At 60.3% G+C, this 18,153-nt stretch carries 19 protein-coding genes and 1 pseudogene; 8 read left to right on the top strand and 12 right to left on the bottom strand.

Features of this window, described 5'->3' with window-relative positions:
* Positions 1-13: 13 nt before the first annotated feature.
* The 5 genes and pseudogenes from U9R80_RS07190 (at position 14) to U9R80_RS07210 (ending at position 5,619) form a co-directional block, all read left to right on the top strand.
* The gene (locus U9R80_RS07190) at positions 14-643 is read left to right on the top strand and encodes an L-threonylcarbamoyladenylate synthase (protein ID WP_301837027.1); all 630 of its coding nucleotides are present in this window, start codon (positions 14-16) and stop codon (positions 641-643) included.
* An 86-nt stretch (positions 644-729) separates the two neighbouring features.
* The gene (locus tag U9R80_RS07195; RefSeq protein WP_301837481.1) at positions 730-1,470 is read left to right on the top strand and encodes a segregation and condensation protein A; all 741 of its coding nucleotides are present in this window, start codon (positions 730-732) and stop codon (positions 1,468-1,470) included.
* Between the two features lie 14 nt (positions 1,471-1,484).
* Positions 1,485-2,249 (top strand): annotated as a pseudogene (gene scpB, locus U9R80_RS07200) (SMC-Scp complex subunit ScpB); the annotation flags it as partial.
* A gap of 153 nt (positions 2,250-2,402) precedes the next feature.
* The gene (rluB, locus tag U9R80_RS07205) at positions 2,403-3,569 is read left to right on the top strand and encodes a 23S rRNA pseudouridine(2605) synthase RluB (RefSeq protein ID WP_301837026.1); all 1,167 of its coding nucleotides are present in this window, start codon (positions 2,403-2,405) and stop codon (positions 3,567-3,569) included.
* A 628-nt stretch (positions 3,570-4,197) separates the two neighbouring features.
* Positions 4,198-5,619, top strand: coding sequence for an amino acid permease (locus U9R80_RS07210; protein ID WP_301837025.1), 1,422 nt, complete (start codon positions 4,198-4,200; stop codon positions 5,617-5,619).
* Between the two features lie 47 nt (positions 5,620-5,666).
* Here the strand turns inward: U9R80_RS07210 and U9R80_RS07215 are convergent, their stop codons facing one another.
* The 8 genes from U9R80_RS07215 to U9R80_RS07250 all read right to left on the bottom strand — a co-directional run bounded on the left by U9R80_RS07215 (position 5,667) and on the right by U9R80_RS07250 (position 13,681).
* Complete coding sequence (locus U9R80_RS07215) at positions 5,667-6,794, bottom strand: DUF1120 domain-containing protein (protein WP_301837024.1); 1,128 nt, start codon at positions 6,792-6,794, stop codon at positions 5,667-5,669.
* Positions 6,795-6,837: 43 nt separating this feature from the next.
* Positions 6,838-9,294: a fimbria/pilus outer membrane usher protein gene (locus U9R80_RS07220; protein WP_301837023.1), complete on the bottom strand. Its 2,457-nt coding sequence runs from the start codon at positions 9,292-9,294 to the stop codon at positions 6,838-6,840.
* On the bottom strand, positions 9,291-10,004 hold the full coding sequence (locus tag U9R80_RS07225) for a fimbria/pilus chaperone family protein (RefSeq protein WP_301837022.1): 714 nt from the start codon (positions 10,002-10,004) through the stop codon (positions 9,291-9,293). Before U9R80_RS07225 ends, U9R80_RS07220 begins: the two co-directional genes overlap by 4 nt.
* A gap of 139 nt (positions 10,005-10,143) precedes the next feature.
* Positions 10,144-10,782, bottom strand: coding sequence for a DUF1120 domain-containing protein (locus U9R80_RS07230; RefSeq protein ID WP_301837021.1), 639 nt, complete (start codon positions 10,780-10,782; stop codon positions 10,144-10,146).
* Positions 10,783-10,849: 67 nt separating this feature from the next.
* Entirely contained in the window at positions 10,850-11,512 is a 663-nt protein-coding gene (locus tag U9R80_RS07235; protein WP_301837020.1) for a DUF1120 domain-containing protein, read from the bottom strand.
* A gap of 33 nt (positions 11,513-11,545) precedes the next feature.
* Positions 11,546-12,172, bottom strand: coding sequence for a DUF1120 domain-containing protein (locus tag U9R80_RS07240; RefSeq protein ID WP_301837019.1), 627 nt, complete (start codon positions 12,170-12,172; stop codon positions 11,546-11,548).
* Positions 12,173-12,265: 93 nt separating this feature from the next.
* Positions 12,266-12,877 (bottom strand): DUF1120 domain-containing protein, encoded by a 612-nt coding sequence (locus tag U9R80_RS07245; RefSeq protein WP_301837018.1) that lies wholly within the window; start codon positions 12,875-12,877, stop codon positions 12,266-12,268.
* A gap of 150 nt (positions 12,878-13,027) precedes the next feature.
* Entirely contained in the window at positions 13,028-13,681 is a 654-nt protein-coding gene (locus U9R80_RS07250; RefSeq protein WP_301837017.1) for a DUF1120 domain-containing protein, read from the bottom strand.
* Positions 13,682-13,973: 292 nt separating this feature from the next.
* Here U9R80_RS07250 and U9R80_RS07255 point away from each other — a divergent pair, with 292 nt between their 5' ends.
* The 3 genes from U9R80_RS07255 (at position 13,974) to arfB (ending at position 15,090) form a co-directional block, all read left to right on the top strand.
* Positions 13,974-14,339 (top strand): helix-turn-helix domain-containing protein, encoded by a 366-nt coding sequence (locus U9R80_RS07255; RefSeq protein WP_301837016.1) that lies wholly within the window; start codon positions 13,974-13,976, stop codon positions 14,337-14,339.
* Between the two features lie 103 nt (positions 14,340-14,442).
* Positions 14,443-14,631 carry a hypothetical protein gene (locus tag U9R80_RS07260; protein ID WP_301837015.1) on the top strand — a complete coding sequence of 63 codons (189 nt, stop codon included), beginning with the start codon at positions 14,443-14,445 and terminating at the stop codon, positions 14,629-14,631.
* A 48-nt stretch (positions 14,632-14,679) separates the two neighbouring features.
* Positions 14,680-15,090, top strand: a complete 411-nt coding sequence (gene arfB, locus U9R80_RS07265; RefSeq protein WP_301837014.1) for an alternative ribosome rescue aminoacyl-tRNA hydrolase ArfB — start codon at positions 14,680-14,682, stop codon at positions 15,088-15,090.
* Positions 15,091-15,194: 104 nt separating this feature from the next.
* Here the strand turns inward: arfB and U9R80_RS07270 are convergent, their stop codons facing one another.
* The 4 genes from U9R80_RS07270 to phhA form a co-directional block, all read right to left on the bottom strand.
* Positions 15,195-15,323, bottom strand: coding sequence for a hypothetical protein (locus U9R80_RS07270; RefSeq protein WP_301837013.1), 129 nt, complete (start codon positions 15,321-15,323; stop codon positions 15,195-15,197).
* 189 nt (positions 15,324-15,512) lie between these two features.
* Positions 15,513-16,706, bottom strand: a complete 1,194-nt coding sequence (locus U9R80_RS07275) for an amino acid aminotransferase (RefSeq protein WP_301837012.1) — start codon at positions 16,704-16,706, stop codon at positions 15,513-15,515.
* Positions 16,706-17,062: a 4a-hydroxytetrahydrobiopterin dehydratase gene (locus tag U9R80_RS07280; RefSeq protein WP_038613492.1), complete on the bottom strand. Its 357-nt coding sequence runs from the start codon at positions 17,060-17,062 to the stop codon at positions 16,706-16,708. Before U9R80_RS07280 ends, U9R80_RS07275 begins: the two co-directional genes overlap by 1 nt.
* Positions 17,063-17,104: 42 nt before the next feature.
* Positions 17,105-17,893, bottom strand: a complete 789-nt coding sequence (gene phhA, locus U9R80_RS07285; protein ID WP_301837011.1) for a phenylalanine 4-monooxygenase — start codon at positions 17,891-17,893, stop codon at positions 17,105-17,107.
* Positions 17,894-18,153: the final 260 nt, after the last annotated feature.

Raw genomic sequence — 18,153 nt, forward strand, 5'->3', positions numbered from 1 at the left:
ACAGGAAGAGAATGTGAGTCAGTTTTTCCAGATTCATGCGGAGAATCCGCAACCGCGCCTGATCAAACAGGCCGTTGAAATCATTCGCAAGGGCGGTGTGGTCATCTACCCGACCGATTCGTCCTACGCCATGGGTTGCCAGATTGGCGACAAGAATGCCGTAGAGCGTGTTCGGCGCCTGCGTCAGCTGGACAAGAACCACAACTTCACCCTGATCTGCTGCGACCTCTCGCAAATGGGCCTGTTCGCCAAGATCGACACGGCCATCTTTCGTTTGCTCAAGGCGCATGTGCCGGGGCCTTACACCTTCATTCTCAACGCCACCCGCGAAGTTCCCCGCCTGTTGCTCCATGAAAAGCGCCGCACCATCGGCTTGCGCGTGCCATCCAACCCGATCGCCCTGGCCTTGCTCGAAGAGCTGGGCGAACCGCTGATGAGCGTCAGCCTGATCATGCCCGGCGAAACGGAGCCGATGACCGATCCCTACGAGATTCGCCAGGCCCTGGAGCACCATGTCGACCTGATCATTGATGGCGGTTTTGGCGACTTGAAGTCGTCCACTGTGATCAACCTGGCCGGCGACGAGCCGGAGGTGATCCGCGTCGGCTGTGGCGACCCGGCACCCTTCATGGTCGAAGCGTGAGCCAGGCACCGTCCACCGAGTCGACCCTCGACTCACAAGCAGGCGCACAGCAGGAACTGCCACTGGTGCTGGTCTATGGCGAAGCCATGACCGAAATGCCGGTGGACCTGTACATCCCGCCGGACGCCCTCGAGGTGTTTCTCGAAGCCTTCGAGGGCCCGCTGGACCTGCTGCTCTACCTGATCCGCAAGCAGAACGTCGACATCCTTGATATTCCCGTGGCGGAAATTACCCGTCAGTACATGGGCTATGTCGAGCTGATGAAAACCGTACGCCTGGAGTTGGCGGCCGAGTACCTGGTGATGGCCGCGATGCTGGCCGAGATCAAGTCACGCATGCTGCTGCCGCGTTCGGTCGAGATCGAGATCGAGGAGGGCGACCCACGCGCCGAGTTGATCCGTCGCCTGCAGGAGTACGAGCGCTTCAAGGCCGCGGCAGAAGGTATCGATGGGTTGAGCCGGGTGGGGCGCGAGATCATCGTGCCGCGCCTGGAGGCACCCCAGGCGAAGGTGCGCAAGCTGTTGCCGGATGTCAGCCTGGAGGAGTTGCTGGTGTCGATGGCCGAGGTGCTGCGCCGCGGCGACCTGTTCGAGAGCCATCAGGTCAGCCGTGAGGCATTGTCGACCCGCGAGCGCATGAGCGAAGTGCTCGAACGCCTCAAGGGCGGTGGTTTCGTGCCGTTCGTCGAGTTGTTCAGCGCCGAGGAAGGCAAGCTGGGGGTGGTGGTGACCTTCATGGCCATTCTTGAACTGGTGAAGGAATCCTTGATCGAACTGGTGCAAAATGAGCCCTTTGCGCCGATCCACGTCCGCGCCCGGGCCGAGTGACCACGAGCAACGCCATGAACCTGAACGATCCGCGCGACCTGGCGCCCCTGCTTGAAGCCTTTTTGCTGGCCTCGGGAAAACCGCAATCGATGGAGCGCTTGTTCGAGCTGTTCGAGGAAGCCGAGCGCCCTGAGCCTGCGGTGTTCAAGAAGGCCCTGGAAGTACTGCGCAAGTCCTGCAATGGCCGCGCCTTCGAGCTGAAGGAAGTGGCGTCGGGGTATCGCCTGCAGATTCGCGAGGACTTCGCCCCCTGGGTGGGCCGCTTGTGGGAAGAGCGCCCGCAGCGATACTCCCGTGCATTGCTTGAGACCATGGCGCTGATTGCCTACCGCCAGCCCATCACCCGTGGCGAAATCGAAGACGTTCGGGGCGTGGCGGTCAACAGCAACATCATCAAGACCTTGCTTGAGCGCGAATGGATCCGCATCGTCGGTTACCGCGAAGTGCCGGGCAAACCTGCGATGTTCGCCACCACCAAGGCTTTCCTCGATCACTTCAACCTCAAGAACCTCGACGATCTGCCTGCCCTGGCCGAGCTGCGTGAAATGGAGCCTGAGCCGCTGCTGGAGGTGGATGACGCGCCAGTGCCCGCTCACCTGCAGGCCCTGGCCGACGAAAGTGCCGAGCCAGAAGACGCGAAAGAAGAAACCAGCTTTCGCAGCCTGCTGGTGGAGCTCGACTCGATGGAAGAAGGGCTCAAGACCGACTTTGACGACTTGGTCGATGATACGGTAGCGGCCGAAGACGCCGAGAACCTTGAGCCTGAGACGCCACGCGAGTGACCGCCGGCCTTCGGGCGGAAACAGACGGTGGTGTGGATAATTTCAGCTAGTCTCAGGTGCGCTCAACGCGTGATCAGCGTATGATTCGCGACCTTTTTGGCGCATGTTCGCCTTAATCAGTTTTCAATACCTACACCGGGAGGTGCCCAGATGAGTGATAAAGATCTGCAAGAAACCCAGCCGTTGCCGCCATCAGGCGAGAAGCTGCAAAAAGTGCTGGCGCGTATCGGCGTGGGCTCACGCCGCGATGTCGAGGCCTGGATCAGCCAGGGCCGGATCAAGGTCAATGGCAAAGACGCCACCTTGGGCCAGCGCGTCGACTTGCATGACGCGATTTCCGTGGATGGCCGCGTGATCAAGCGCGAAGAGGCTGCCGAGACCGTGCGCCGGGTCATCATGTACAACAAGCCCGATGGCGAAATCTGCACCCGTGACGACCCGGAAGGCCGTCCGACCGTGTTCGACCGCCTGCCACGGCCGAAAGAAGGTCGCTGGATCAACATCGGCCGCCTGGACATCAACACCACCGGCCTGCTGATGTTCACCACCGACGGTGAGCTGGCCAACCGCCTGATGCACCCGTCCTACGAGATGGACCGCGAGTACGCGGTACGTGTGCGGGGTGAGGTGGACGAAGACATGATTGCCCGCCTCAAGGCCGGTGTCGTGCTCGAAGACGGTCCTGCGCGCTTTACCGATATCCAGGAAGCGCCAGGCGGTGAAGGCTTCAACCACTGGTACCACTGCGTGGTGATGGAAGGCCGCAACCGTGAAGTGCGTCGCCTGTGGGAATCCCAGGGCCTGGTGGTCAGCCGTCTGAAGCGCGTGCGTTTCGGTCCGGTGTTCCTCAATTCCGACCTGCCGATGGGCCGCTGGCGCGAAATGAGCCAACAGGAAGTCGACATCCTGGCGGCCGAAGTGGGCCTGACCCCGGTGGCCATGCCAACCTTGAACCACAAGTCCAAGGACAAGCTGGAGCGCCTGCAGCGTAAATCCACCCGTCCGCTGGGCCGTGGCGAGCGTGTGCGTACCCTGCGCCCTGCCCAGGATGCCGGTACTGCCGAACGTCCTGCGCGCCAACCGCGTGGTGGTGAGGCCGAGCGTCCTGCTCGCCAGCCGCGTGGTGGTGAGGCCGAGCGTCCTGCACGCCAGCCACGTGGTGAGGAGCGTCCGGCTCGTCAGCCTCGCGGCGATGCCCCTCGTAAGGGCACGGGCCGTGGCACCAGCACCGTGGCCGAGCGTCCGAGCGACATGAACAAGCGCGGCAAGCCTGCGCCGAAGCGCCCGGGCAGCACCCGCAACAAGCCCCGTCCGTAAGAGCGGGCAAAAAAATAGCCAACCTTCGGGTTGGCTTTTTTTTGCCTTGAAAATCCGTGTCTTACAGAATTTTCCGAAGGTGTGGAAAGTTTTTGAACCGCATTGTAAATAAATCGTTACAAAAGTGCTCACCTTTGCCGGGCCTTCCTGCCACCGCTCGCCGCTGTAAACAGAACTTGCCGAAAAGCCCGCGCTAAAGCGCTTTCCGTGGACGTCAACGGCTTGTTCCAAGGGCGCTGCGGCGGTGAGATGTGTGCCATTGCCGTGTGCAAAGCCAGGGCCGGAGAGCCGGGCATTCAATAAGAACAAATGGAGGCGCCATGTACGCCGATTACCCCCAAAGGCTTGAACCTTTCCTCAGGACCGGTGCGTTTTGTCATCAGACAGTCACGCAACGTGTTGACCCCTGCGCGTCTGCAGGGGTATACAATGCGCCGCGTTTTAACTGTGACCCCAATGCGTACCGCGCACTCTTGCTGACACCCGGCTGATTCGACCACGGCGTTTGCCCTGGACGGGCAGCAGTTGGCCAAGACCCCTCAAGGTAACCACCTTGTTAATTCCGCTGCGCCACGAGCGTGGTGGGTCCGATTCCGTCACAGATAAAAACAAGCAGGTGACTTCGTTCATGAGTGGACAAAACACGCATTCAGGCGAGCTGAAACGCGGCCTGAAAAATCGCCATATCCAATTGATCGCCCTGGGCGGCGCGATTGGTACCGGCCTGTTCCTGGGTTCGGCCGGGGTGATGAAGTCGGCGGGTCCGTCGATGATTCTCGGCTATGCGATCTGTGGCTTCATCGCCTTCATGATCATGCGCCAGCTCGGCGAGATGATCGTCGAAGAGCCGGTGGCCGGTTCTTTCAGTCACTTTGCCCACAAATACTGGGGCGGTTTCGCAGGTTTCCTGTCGGGCTGGAACTGCTGGGTGTTGTACATCCTGGTCGGCATGTCGGAGCTGACTGCGGTCGGCAAATACATCCACTACTGGTGGCCAGAAATCCCGACCTGGGCTTCGGCAGCAGCCTTTTTCATCCTGATCAACGCCATCAACCTGGCCAACGTCAAAGTCTTCGGCGAGGCCGAGTTCTGGTTTGCGATCATCAAGGTACTGGCCATTGTCGGCATGATCGCCCTGGGCAGCTGGATGCTGACCACCGGGAGCGGCGGCCCGCAAGCCTCGGTCAGCAACCTCTGGGAGCACGGCGGGTTCTTCCCCAATGGCGTGAGCGGCCTGGTGATGGCGCTGGCGATCATCATGTTCTCCTTTGGCGGCCTGGAAATGCTCGGTTTCACCGCTGCTGAAGCCGACAAGCCGAAAACCGTGATTCCTAAAGCGATCAACCAGGTGATCTACCGCATCCTGATTTTCTACATCGGGGCCCTGGTCGTGCTGCTGTCGCTGACCCCGTGGGACAGCCTGGTCACCAGCCTCGACGCCGCCGGTGGCACCTATGGCGCCAGCCCGTTCGTACAGGTGTTCTCGCTGCTCGGTAGCGATGTGGCTGCTCACATCCTCAACTTCGTGGTTCTGACGGCCGCGCTGTCGGTGTACAACAGCGGCACCTACTGCAACGCCCGCATGCTCTACGGCATGGCTGCGCAAGGCGATGCCCCGGCAGGCCTGGCGAAGATCGACAAACGCGGTGTGCCGGTACGTTCGATCCTGGCGTCGGCGGCGGTAACCCTGGTTGCGGTGCTGCTCAACTACTTCATCCCGCAGCATGCGCTTGAACTGCTGATGTCGTTGGTCGTGGCGGCCCTGGTGATCAACTGGGCGATGATCAGCTACTCGCACCTCAAGTTCCGCCAGCACCTGAACAAGACCGGCCAGACGCCGCTGTTCAAGGCCCTGTGGTACCCCTACGGCAACTACATCTGCCTGGCCTTCGTGGTGCTGATCCTGGGCATCATGCTGCAGATCCCGGGTATCCAGGTCTCGGTCTACGCGATCCCGGTCTGGCTGCTGGTGATGGTTGTTTGCTACAACCTCAAATCCAAGCGCAGCAAGCCAGCGGCAAGTGTCGCTGCCGATGCGCTGAAGAACTGAGTCACCGCTGTTAGCCAAAACGCCCCGCATTGCGGGGCGTTTTGCATTTACAGGTAGACGATCTCGATGGTCGCAGAGCCATCCAGGAGGATGTCCTGGCGCAGGTCCAGGTCCAGCGTCGGGGCGATCACCGGTTTTATCTCGATGCTGGTGTTCAGGTTGCGAAACGGCACCGGGCCTTTGGTGGTGTTGTCTTCATCGGTGAAGGCGAGCAGGGTCTTGCTGGTGATGCTGTTGCTCTTGTCGCTGGCATTGCTCCAATAGGTGCCGCCGCCGGTGGAGTAGGTCAGGTAGACCGCGGGCATGTGATCGGCGCTGATCAGTTTGGGGTCGAACACCACTTCAAACAGGCCGATGCGGTTGCTGGCGGCGTCCAGGCCCAGGCCATAGAACACCATGGCGTTGACCAGCGCGGTGCCGTCGCGGTTGTCGTGCATGAGCAAGGCATAGCGTGCCGGGCTGTCGCAGTTGATGGTCAGGTTGAGGTGCCGTGAGGGCAGGCGTGTACGCCGGTCGGCCTGCAGCGATTGCGCCGCAATCTTGCCGTAATCCACCACGCCATTGTTCGACAGCTGCGGGATGCAGGCAGCGGGCTGGATCTGCCAGTGCAGGTCAAGGTTACTGGTGGCGCCACTGGCGGGTGCCTGCAACTGCCCGTTCACTGCAGACTGGATCATGTCGCGAACCTGGAAGGCCGAAGCGGACAGCTCGCCCTCCAGGGTCAAGGTCAGGCCCAGGCTGCGCCCGCGCACGGCCTGCCCTGCGCGAACCGGAGCCACGCCATGCTGCGGGCGCCATTCCAGGCTCGCGGCGGCGGGCCCCGGGGTCGCGCCGGTATGGCTGAGCAGGCCCAGCTCGACCGACTCGCCATCGACCACGGCGTTGCTGGCCTTGATACGCAAGTGACCGTTGTCGGTGAGTCGCCAGCGTTCGTTGTCGAGGAACTCGGCCTTGAAGAACAGGCCAAGATCGACCGGCTGGGTGCAACTGAGGGTGACCTGGGCGGTTTTTCCCGGCAGGGGCAGGGACGAATGCTGCGGGCTGAGCCGGGAGCGATCAAGGGTGCCGTAGTCGATGTGTCCGGGGCTGCTCTGCAGTCGGCACTCTTCGGCGTAGGCAGCCAGGGGCGGTAGTGCGCTGGCGAAGGCCAGGGCCAGGGTCAGCAGTCGTTTCATGGGGCTTCCTTGGTCGGGTCGATGGCGAGAGCGCGGCGGCGGTTCAGCTACAGGTGCGCTCGGCGCTGGTGTAGTAGGTCTTTTGCGGCGCATCGGCGGCGGCATCGAGGACGACCCGGCATTCACGGGCCTGCGGATCGCTGACGATCAAGTGGCTGATGGCCTCGCTGCTGTCGATAAATACCAAACCACCCGGTTGCACCAGGCTGATGAAACGGCCGCGGTCATCGAACACCGAAGCGCCAGCGGGCAATGGCTGGCCCAGGCCGTCGGTAACGGTCAGGAGCATTCGCCGTACGCTCCAGGCATTGAAGGTCAGGCGCGGCACCGCACCGCGGCCGGCCTTGAGTACCGCGGCACCTTCCTCGACATTGACGTTGATCGGCAGGCTCTGGTTGTCGACCTCTACGGCGCTGCGGCCATAAGGGCTCAGGGCCGGGATCACCGCACGGCCGGCAAAGTCCGTCCACACCGGGCCATTGGGCGTGCTGGCCTTGACGCCCGGGGTGTCGGTCACGGTGAGAATGGCGAAGGTGTCGCGGATCGGGTACGGCGAGGGGGTGATTCCCGCTTCATGCACGGCCAGGCCGCCGCGCAGGCCAATGTTGTAGTTGGCGTCGCGTCCGTCGCCGGCATAGTTCAGGTCCAATTGGGTATAGCGCGGGGTTGCCGACAGGCCCGCACTGGCCAAATTGTTGCTGTCCCCTGAGCGATGCTCGGCACCCAGGCGGTAGCCGAAACTGTCGGTGACCTGTTGCTGGTAGTTCACCGTGCTGGTGCTGTCACTGTCGCGGTGACGTACGCTGCCGCGCACACGCCCTTTAGTGCCCAGGGGCAGGCTGACACTCAGGTAGATGGCGTCGTCATTGTCGCCGCTGGTGTTGCCGAGCGACTTTTCCACAGACGCCGAAACAGTCACTGCGTTGTAACTGTTGCCCCAGGACAGGAACAGGCGTTGGCTGCTGTCGTGCTCGTAGTAGGTGGTCTGGGTGTAGCCCAGGGTGAAGCTGCCGATGGCCGGGCTTGCCCAGCGCAGGCTGGTGCTGAGTTGGTCGCGGTAGCTGGAGGCATTGCTGTCGCTGTCGCGGTAGGTGCTGTCGAGCAGTTCGCGATAGCCACGGCTGCGATGATTGCCGGCAACCAGGCTCGACCATTGTTCGTGCAGTTGCCAGTTGAGCTGGCCGCCCAGTTGCAGTCCCTGGCGGTCCAGCGAGGTTGCCTGGGCGCCGATGACGGAGAACTGGGCGCTGAGCAAAGGGTTCAAGGCGCCGTCGAGGCTGGCGCCAAGGCTGCGGTAGCTCTGGGCCAGGATCAGGCCACTGCTCAGGCTTGAGGTCTGGCCGAGGGCGCCTGTCTGGCCCAGGCTCAGCACTGCCGGCTCATCGGCTTCGTGGCTGTAGCTGCGCACCACGCCAGCCCCCAGGCTGTAGCCGCTTTGCGGGGGAGCGGTTGCGGCGAGGCTGGCCGGTACGCGAAAGGTGCGGCGCTCGCCATTGGTTTCGATCACCGTCACCTCCAGGTCCGAGCGAGAAGTCAGGCGTGGAATGTTGTTGATGGTGAACGGGCCGGGTTGCACCACGGTGGAGTAGAGCAAGGCACCGTTCTGGTGGACCTCCACCCGCGCCTGGCTATTGGCGATGCCCTGCACGCTGGCGTTGTCCAGTTGCGACAGCAAGCCATGCTCCGGCGTGACCTGGGCGCCAATGATTTGCGCGCCGTTGAGCACCGGGTTGACCAGGCTGATCTCGCCAGCCTGGAAGATGCTGCGGCGCTGGACAAAGCTGCGCTGTACAAACGTGTCGAGCATCTCGCTGTGAACCCGGCCGTCGGAGCGGCTGTGGACCTGGCGGCTGCGGACAATCCAGTTATCGACGTTCAGGCCGATCTCGGTGTTGGCCGCGGCGTAGCGGCTCGATTCACCGGCATAGCGGTTGAAGGTGCCGAACAGGTCGTAGTTCAAAAGGCCGGCGACGCCCCCCTGGCTGTAGCCGTCGGCGTTGTGGAGGCGCCGCTCCAGGGCTTGCTCGGGGACGACCAGCGCAACCCGCTGTCGGCCCGGGTCAAGCTCCAGTTGCATCTGCGGGTAAGCCTCGCTCAAGTCGCGGCAGTCAGGCGCCTGCGGGACCTTCGGCTCATCGACTACCCTGGGCCAGCTGGCGGGCCTTGCCACGTCGGCAAACCGCAGCAGTGCGTCGTCGAAGCACAGGGCGCCACGGGCGTCGAAGCGAGCCTGGGTCGTACCTTTGCCATGGCCGTTTACGGTCAGGTGGATGAAGTGCCTGCCGGGGGCAAAACGCGCGTGCTGGCTGAACAGCTGCGCCAGTTGCGGGTCGATGCCGCGCAGGCGCAGTACCTCATGGTCGAACACGGTGGTGGGTGCCGGGGTGTTCGTGGCGTGGGCGAGCTTGACGGATTCAAGGCTGATCATGCTCAGGCAGAGCCCGGCCAGCAGATGATCCCGGCAGTTGAAACTGCTCTTGTTAGGGGAGGAAGCGGTCACTGTATGGCGGCCTCGTAAGGGTCAGTGGCATATCCGTATACCGTCGCCGGCTGGAAGCGCACGGTGGACGCAGCACCGGCGTTGCTGGGTAGCTCAAGGCTCACGTGCTCGTTGGCCAGCACGTAGCTGCGGGGTAGAGCCACCTGCAACTGGCCGGGGTTGAGCAGTAATTCGCGGCCCAGGCGGACCACATAGGGTGTGTTGTTCTCGACCCGTAGCTGATTGCCGTCTACGTGCCAGGTCAGCCCCTCCCAGGGCGAACGGTTTTTGGCCAGACCCTTGGGGTGGAGGATCACCGGCAGATTCTGGCGTACGCCGAAGCTCACCCGCATGCCGCCGTTGGCGCCGGGTGCTTGCTCGCGAATCCCCTCGAAGATCACCCGTTTCAGGCGCTGCTCCTTGAGCGGCTCCTTGCCCACGTAATGAAACAGCACCTGTTGCTCGTGGCCTGCCTCGACCCGGGTTACCGTGGGTTGCACCACCAGCAAGTTGTCGTGGTCCTCGGGCAGGTTTTCGATAAACACCGCCAGCAATGAAGCATGGGGATCGGTATTGGTGACCAGGAAAGCGGTGCCGCTGGTCTTGGCTTCCTCGACAATCACCACCGAGGATTTGGGCACCATGCCATCGGCCTGGCTGGTGGTTGCATGGGCAAGCAGGCAAAGCGCGGGCAGCAGGGTACCCACAACACAGTCGCGTAGATTTTTCATGGCATCGGTTCGTTATTGGCGTACGGCGCAAGGCCCCTTGAGTCGACTTCCTTGAACTGCTGGAAGGAGGTGCGCCGGCCGAGCTTGTGTCATGCAGGGGGTGAGCATCCGTTGTTCGCCCTCTAACTGAGTCAATGGATCAGAGGTAGCGGATCTCGAAGGTGGTGCTTCCGTCGATCTGTACGTCGCTGCTGTAGTCGAGTGCTTTCTGGATACGTCCGTTTATCTGAAGCGTCGTGGTCAATTGCTTGGCCGATGTGGGGCCAGTCGCTACAGCACCGAAAGCGAGACGAGAGTCCGGATTGTCTTGGGCGCGCCAAAAGAAGCCGTCGTCTCGTATCCAATCTTGCCCACCATTGCGGGATGCGATTGCTGACTGTCGTGTTCCATCCACCAGTGCAGTGGGGGCCTTTATCAGCATATAGCCAACAGGTTCCCCTTGGTGCTTGCCAAGCCCGAAACGAGATGGATTTGAAGCTTCTGCTGGAGGCAGGCTCTCTTTACGGTTATCGCTGTTGATGAGTGCAAATGTTGTGGGTGCTTCGCATTGGATGGTCAGATCAATAAGCTTGTTCGGAAGTTGATATTGAGGAATGGGCAGGGATTCCAGGTCGTCAATTGAAAGACGGCCATAGTCAATGACACCACCGTTGCTCAGTAAGGGTGTGCAGGCTGAAGGTGTGAGTGTGCCGGTTAGTGTAACTTCGGTTGTAGAGGCGATGCTCTGTGCGCTGGCAAGGGCCATGATGATTGCAAAGGATATTACGGGTGTTTTCATTATTATTTCCTTGGTTAGGGTGTTCAGCGGGTATTCATTTCTTGTTTTGAATTCAGGTAGTGCACGATCAGAGATAAACAATGTTGAAGGTTGTACTGCCGTCGATCTGGATGTCGTCGTTGGAAGTCAGGTTTTTATAAATGAGGCTGTTGATGTCGAGGTTTGCAGTCAGGTAAGTCGCGGGGAGAGGCGCAACAGGCGTACGGTTGTCACCGAAGGCCATGCGATTCAAAGGCCTTTTTTGAGAAGGGGAGAATTGATTGCCAGGAAACCAGAAGAACCCTCCGTCAGCCGACAGCAATACATTACGCGCAGTGCCGTCCAGTTCAGGGTTGCTAACGCTTAGCCCCATGCTGCCAACTTTCTGCCCTTTGTGCATGCCCAGGCCATGACTGGTGTCGCTGAGATCGGCGCTGTCGTGGCGGTTATCGGTGGTGGTCAGGGCGAATAAGGTACTGCCGCTACATTGGATGGTCAGGCTCAGTTGCTTAGCTGGAAGTTTATAGAAAGTAGCGTCCTGGTCTTCAAGGTCCTCGGTGGCTACACGGCCATAGTCGACCATGCCACCATTGCCCAGCAGGGGCGTGCAGGCTGAAGGGGTGAGCGTCCCGGTGAGTGTAACTTCAGTGGTGCTGGCGATGGACGGTGCACTGGCCAGGGCGAAGATAAGTGAAAGGGGTATAACGGATTTCATTATTGTCTCCTTGGTAGTGATCAGGGTGTTGATCATCCTTTCTCCATCTGAAGTTCAGGTGTTGGCTGGTCAAAGATAAATAATGTTGAGGGTTGTACTGCCGTCCATTTGTATGTCTTCGGTGAACGGCAGGGTTTTGGAAATGAAACTGGTGATATCAAGGTTTGCATTCAGGCGAGTGCCGGGAACAGGTGTCGTCAGGTCGCCGAAGGCCACGCGAGTATTGGGACCTTTTTGAGAGGGCGTGAAGTACTGGAACACATCAGGGAGCCAGGTGTTTCCCGCGTTGAACGACACCAATACTTTGCGTGGTGTGCCATCCATTTCAGGGGCGCTAAGGCCTACCGCCAACATGCCGATCTTCTGGCCATTGTGCATCCCCAGGCCATGACTGACGGGATTGGCGCCGGAGCTGTCATGGCGGTTGTCGGTGCTGGTGAGTGCGAATAATGTGTCGCCGCTACATTGGATGGCCAGGCTCAACTGCTTGGCTGGAAGGACGTAGTAATTGGCGTCTTGATCTTCCAGATCCTGGGCTGGCACCCGGCCATAGTCGACCACGCCGCCATTGCCCAGCAGGGGGGTGCACGCCGAAGGGGTGAGGGTGCCAGTGAGGGTCACCTCTGTAGTGGATGCCATCGAGTGGGTGCTGGCCAGGGTCAGCAGAAGTGACAGGGGCGCGACGAGTTTTTTCATTGGTGTGTTCCTTGTCAGGTAGTGGCGTCGACTACGCAGGCAGGTGAATGAGGGCTTCTGACGGCCCTCTTAATAAGGTGTTCAGGCGATGGATCAGAGGTACTTGATCTCGATGGTGCTGCTGCCGTCGAGCTCGATGTCGTCGGTGAAAGGCAGGTTTCTATTGATCGAGCCCTGAATGCGCATGTTGGCACTCAAGAGGGTCGTCGGCTGCGGAGTGGTACTACCGAAGCCCAGCCTGAATTCCTGGGCAGTGGTCGAGTCGCGCAACAACACCGTGTCGCTGGCCCTCCAGTTGACGCCACCGTCCAACGATTCCAGCGCGCCCTCTTGCTTGCCATCGACCTGGGCATTCTGGAACGCCATCGAATAGCGCCCGATGGGCAAGGTCTCGTAGGTACCCATGCCGAAGTGGATATCGCCGGTGGTGCTGGCGGTACCGCTGCGGTTGTCGGTTGCGATCAGGGCAATTGACGTTTGGCCGCCGCAGGCGATGGACAGCGTCAGGGTTCTGTCCGGCAGTTGGAAGTTGTCGAGGGTCTCGGCATGGATCGGACCGTAGTCGACTACCCCGTTGTTGCTCAACGATGGGGTGCAAGCGTTCGGTGTGATGGTACCGGTGACAGTCATTTCGACGGTGGAAGCGATAGCCTGGGTGCCAAACAGGACAGCGGCCAGGGAGAGGGGCAATACGGACTTGTTCACAGATTTTTCCTTTCTTGGTTCTTGTGTTGGGTGTTGCGGGTGTCCCGTTTTTGCGCGCAGAAAGCCTTCACTGGCCTTTTGGGGCAATGTGCAGGTCTGCAGTCGACGGGATTCTGTAAGGCTGGTCAGGCCATGTTCTTGCGGGATGGGCTAAAGGTACTGGACCTCGACGGTCAGGCTGCCATCCATGAGCGATTGGTCGAAATGCTGGGTGTCGTTGCGTACCCAGCCGCTGACTTCCAGCTCCAGGCTCAGTTGCCGTGCGGGCGTCGGGCTGGTGTTGCCAGTGGCGGCAAAGCCGAATCGTGTATCGGGGCGGTCGCCCAGGTGCTTGAACAATGCGCTGGTCAACGGCGTCCAGGTCTGGCCCTGGTCAGTGGAATACAAGGTGACTGCCGGAAGGTTGTCGAGCAGGACCGTGCTGCCGGACCAGCCGGCGGTATAGAATCCGATGGGCTCGCCCTTGGGCGTGTTGCCCAGGCCGAAGGTGCGGGCTTCGCCGGCGGAGTTGCTGTCGCGGCGGTTGCCGGTAGCCACCAGGGCCAGCGGCGTCGGCACACCACAACTGACGAGCAGGGTCAGGTTGCGTGGGGGGAGGATCGAGTGTGTGGGATCGTCAGGATCGTTCGGCAGGTCAGGGATGCTGAGGTCGCCATAATCCACCCGGCCACCCAGGGCGAGTGATGGCGTACAGGCGGACGGCGTCAGGGTGCCTACCAGACTGACGTCAGTGGTGCTGGCATGGGCGCCGAGGCTGACGAAAGTAAGTATTGCTGTCAGGGTGCATGGCGTTGTGTTGCTCATGACTCGGTCCTTTGACTAAGGGAAGGAGCCTTCGCGCTGGTACAGACGCTGTTGAGCATCGATGTCGGAAGGCACTTCGGGCAGTTACCGGAACTCGGTATTTCCCGTTACCAGAAACAAGTTTCTGGTCCTGTGTCATCCATGACGGTACTACTGGTGTATCGGTTGTTGGTGAACGCAGTGAATGTGTTTTGCTTAACTTACAATGGCCTGAAAACTGCTAAAGCAGGTTCGTCTGCGCCGTGAGGGTGCCGATTATGCCCAATAAAATGTTCTTGTAAATAGGTGATGATTGAAAAATTGTGCTTATGGCGCGCTGAAATCAGCCGACTACGGAGAGCGTCTGCGCCAGGAGCGCACTCGACTTGGGTTGCGGCAAGATGATTTTGCCCGTCTGGGTGGCGTCAATCGCAACACTCAGGGCAGCTATGAAAAAGGCGAGCGCAATCCCGATGTCGCCTACCTGGCTGCGGTGGCGCAGGCAGGGGTCGATGTGTGTTACGTCATTACCGGCGTACGCAAGGTCGATACGCTCGGGGATCTGACGGAGCCGGAGCAGTGTCTGCTTACGGACTATCGTTCGCTGGCCAATGCTGACCAGGAGATTGTGCATCGCGTGATCAGTGCAATGGCCAACACGGTGAGTGACGTCAAATAGATGGTGTACATTTTTCCTACGAAATAATCAGACCGATAAAGGTTAATTTCAATACGATTCCCCGTAACGTCTTTCTCTTCAATAATCCGAGGGAAGGATGGACATGTCGAAGTACAAAACCTGCTTGTCCTATAAGGCGATTAACACCCGCTCTGGCAGTCAGTTGAATGAATCGGAGAGCGATCTGGTCATGCTGTTCCGTCAGTTGTCGTCGGCCGATCAGGTTCGGGTTCGACGCGTGATCGAGGTGTTGGCCAGGAGTGCATCCGCCATGATCGACGCGGCCTCCTGAGTCGGGAGGCCGGCGTCGTTGTTTGCTGTTTTTCAAGGGTAGGTGAAGGTGCAACTTTCAAACGCAGTGCAATTGCCCGATGACGAGATCGAATTGACGGCCATCCGTGCCCAGGGGGCGGGCGGGCAGAACGTCAACAAGGTTTCCAGCGCCGTGCACCTGCGCTTCGACAGCCAGGCATCGTCATTGCCGCCGTTCTACAAGGAGCGCTTGTTGGCGCTGCGCGACAGCCGAATCACCCGCGATGGGGTGATCATCATCAAGGCCCAGCAGTACCGCACCCAGGAGCAGAATCGCAATGACGCGCTGGAGCGTTTGCGCGAGTTGATTCTTTCGGCGGTCAAGGTTGAGAAGGCGCGGCGCCCGACGCGACCGACCCTGGGGTCGAAAACCCGGCGGCTGGACACAAAGAGCAAGCGTGGAGCGATCAAGGCCGGACGCGGCAAGATCGACTATTGAGGCGGGGGAGTTTGGTGCAGCGAGGGGATTCTTGACGGTGTGAAAACGTGTTGACGGGGTAGTCCCTGCATCAGCCGTTTTCACACAGTCTGATTGTTGCGCGATTATTCCTGGTCGGCGCTTGAGGTGTCGTCGCCGTCGTAGTCAGCCTGGGCTGGCTCGGCGCTGTGAGTGGCAGGTGTTTGCTCTTCTGGGTTCAGGCTTGGGAAGGGAAGATTCGGGATTTCATGCATCTCGTCGTTCCTCGCAAGTGTGTGGAAAGGCTGCGCAAGGCGCGCATGGCTTTTAAAAAGCCTGTGCAGGATACAGGAAGCGGGATGACAGTATGAATTTTCCTGCTGATTGGTGGCTAAACGGCTCGCGGGGCAAGCCCGCTCCTACCAGATTGATGTAGGAGCGGGCTTGCCCCGTGATGGGTTTACTTACCGGCAAACGTCGGCAATCGCCGCCGCCAACGCCCCAAGCCTCGTAGCATCAGCTCCGGCGACATTCGCCCGGCCGGTGCCGACCATGTACACGCTGTGCCGCTCACGCAATTGCTTGACCTGCTCCGGCGACAAGCCAGTGTAGGAAAACATTCCGCGTTGCTCGGCGATGTGTGCAAAGCGGTCGCTCAAGCCATGCGGCGCAAGCGCTTCGACCAGTCCGACCCGCAACTGGGCAATGCGCTGACGCATGGCCTCGACTTCTTCGACCCACAGGCGCTTCAAATCGGCATCGCCAAGAATCTGTGCCACTACCGCCGCGCCGTGATCCGGTGGGGTCGACCACAGGTTACGGGCCAACCAGGCCAGCTGACTGCGGACATCCACCAGCTTCTCGGCGTCATGGCTGCACACCAGCAGGGCGCCGGTGCGGTCGCGGTACAGGCCGAAGTTCTTCGAGCACGAACTGGTGATCAGCAGCTCCGGCAGTTCGGCGGCAAACAGCCGGACTGCCCAGGCATCTTCTTCCAGGCCATCGCCGAAGCCCTGATAGGCAAAGTCGATCAGCGGCAGCAAGTCGCGACGGCGCACCACCTCCAGCACCGCGCGCCAGTCATCCTGGGACAGATCGAAACCGGTCGGGTTGTGGCAGCAGGCATGCAGAAGCACCACATCGCCTTTTGGTGCCGACTCCAGTGCAGCCAGCATGCCGCTCACGTTCAGGCGGTTGTCCGCACCAACGTAGGGGTAGTGGCTGACCTTGAGGCCTGCACCGGCAAAGATGGTTTCGTGGATCGGCCAGGTCGGATCGCTCAGCCAGATACCGCGCCCGGGCAGGCAGTGCTCGATGAACTCCGCGGCCAGGCGCAGCGCGCCGGTACCGCCAGGGGTCTGGGTGGCACCGGCGCGCTTGTTGCTGAGCAGTGACGAATCACTGCCCAGCACCAGCTCGCTGATCAATCGACCGAAGTCTGCGTCGCCATGACCGCCGATGTAGCTCTTGCTGGCCTGCTGCTCAAGCAAGCGCTGTTCGGCTTGCTTGACGGCTGCCGGAATTGGCGTCAGGCCCTGGGCATCCTTGAACACGCCGACACCCAGGTCGAACTTGTTCGGATTGCTGTCTTTGGCATACGCCTCCATCAGCCCCAGGATCGGGTCGCCGGGTACGCGCTCGATCGCGCCAAAGTGCATTACTTGCGGCCTTCGGCGGTTTTGGCGACCTCGTCGGTACGCGCGGCCATGATGAAGTCGTTGCGGTGCAGGCCTTTGATCGAATGGCTCCACCAGGTCACGGTGACTTTGCCCCACTCGGTCAGCAGACCTGGGTGATGGCCTTCGGCTTCGGAGATTTCGCCGACGGCATTGGTGAAGGCCAGGGCATGTTTGAAATTCTTGAACAGGAAGACTTTTTCCAGCTGCATGATGCCGTCACGGACTTCGATGTTCCAATCCGGGATCTGCTTGATCAGTACCGGCAGTTCTTCGTCGCTGACCTGTGGGGCATCGGCACGGCAGGCTTCGCAGTGGGCTTGGTTCAAGGCGTTCATAAGGTTTTCCGCAAGTGGTTTGTTATTGGTTTGCAAGGCCGCTCAGGCGGCGACCTTGGGTGGAAATTTCGGGGCGTGCAGGCCCATCTTCATGGCAGTGTGGACCATGCCCATGATGTCTTCGTGGGCAAGGTCAAACAGGCGCTTGAGGTTGGGCAAGGCAAAGTACAGCGGTTGCAGGATGTCGATGCGGTACGGGGTACGCATGGCTTCCAGCGGGTCGAAGGCCTGGTGTTCTGGCTCGTCGGACAGGCTGTAGACGGTTTCTTTCGGCGAGGAAAGAATGCCGCCGCCGTAAATCTTGCGGCCCTGCGGCGTGTCGACCAGACCGAATTCGATGGTCATCCAGTACAGGCGCGCTAGGTACACGCGCTCTTCCTTGGTGGCCTTCAGGCCAAGCTTGCCGTAGGTATGGGTGAACTCGGCGAACCAGGGGTTGGTCAGCAGCGGGCAGTGACCGAAAATCTCATGGAAAATGTCGGGTTCTTGCAGGTAGTCGAGCTCTTCTTCGGTGCGAATGAAGGTCGCCACCGGGAAGCGCTTGCTGGCCAGCAGTTCAAAAAAGGTCTGGAAGGGGATCAGTGCAGGAACCCGGGCGACTTGCCAGCCGGTGGTTGCGCCCAGCACTTTGTTGATTTCGCCCAACTGCGGAATGCGGTCGTGCGGCAGGCCCAGTTGATCGATGCCGTCCAGGTATTCCTGGCACGCGCGACCTTCGATCACCTTCAGTTGACGGGTAATCAGGGTGTTCCACACCGCGTGTTCCTGTTGCGGGTAGTCGATAAACCCTTGCGCATCGGGCTCGCGAGCCACGTATTGCGTCTGTTTCATACTGCTCTCCTGCTGAGGGCCTTTTTTGTTATGTGATCAAGCCGTTGCCTAAGTGATAACCCGCTGGGCGGCACTTTGCATCGGTCCTGGGCCCAATGGCGGTGGTTGCTGCGCTCTCAATTCGTAACGATAACTTTACAAAAAAGACAAAAGGCCGAAAAATCGAAGGCGGCTGAGGGAATGTATCCCGGTTTTTGTCACGTAATCTTTACGAAAATTCTTCGGCGCTGCTAAATAAATGCCTGTCAGGTAGGCGCCAA

Source organism: Pseudomonas sp. JQ170C (assembly GCF_035581345.1).
Lineage (GTDB): Bacteria > Pseudomonadota > Gammaproteobacteria > Pseudomonadales > Pseudomonadaceae > Aquipseudomonas.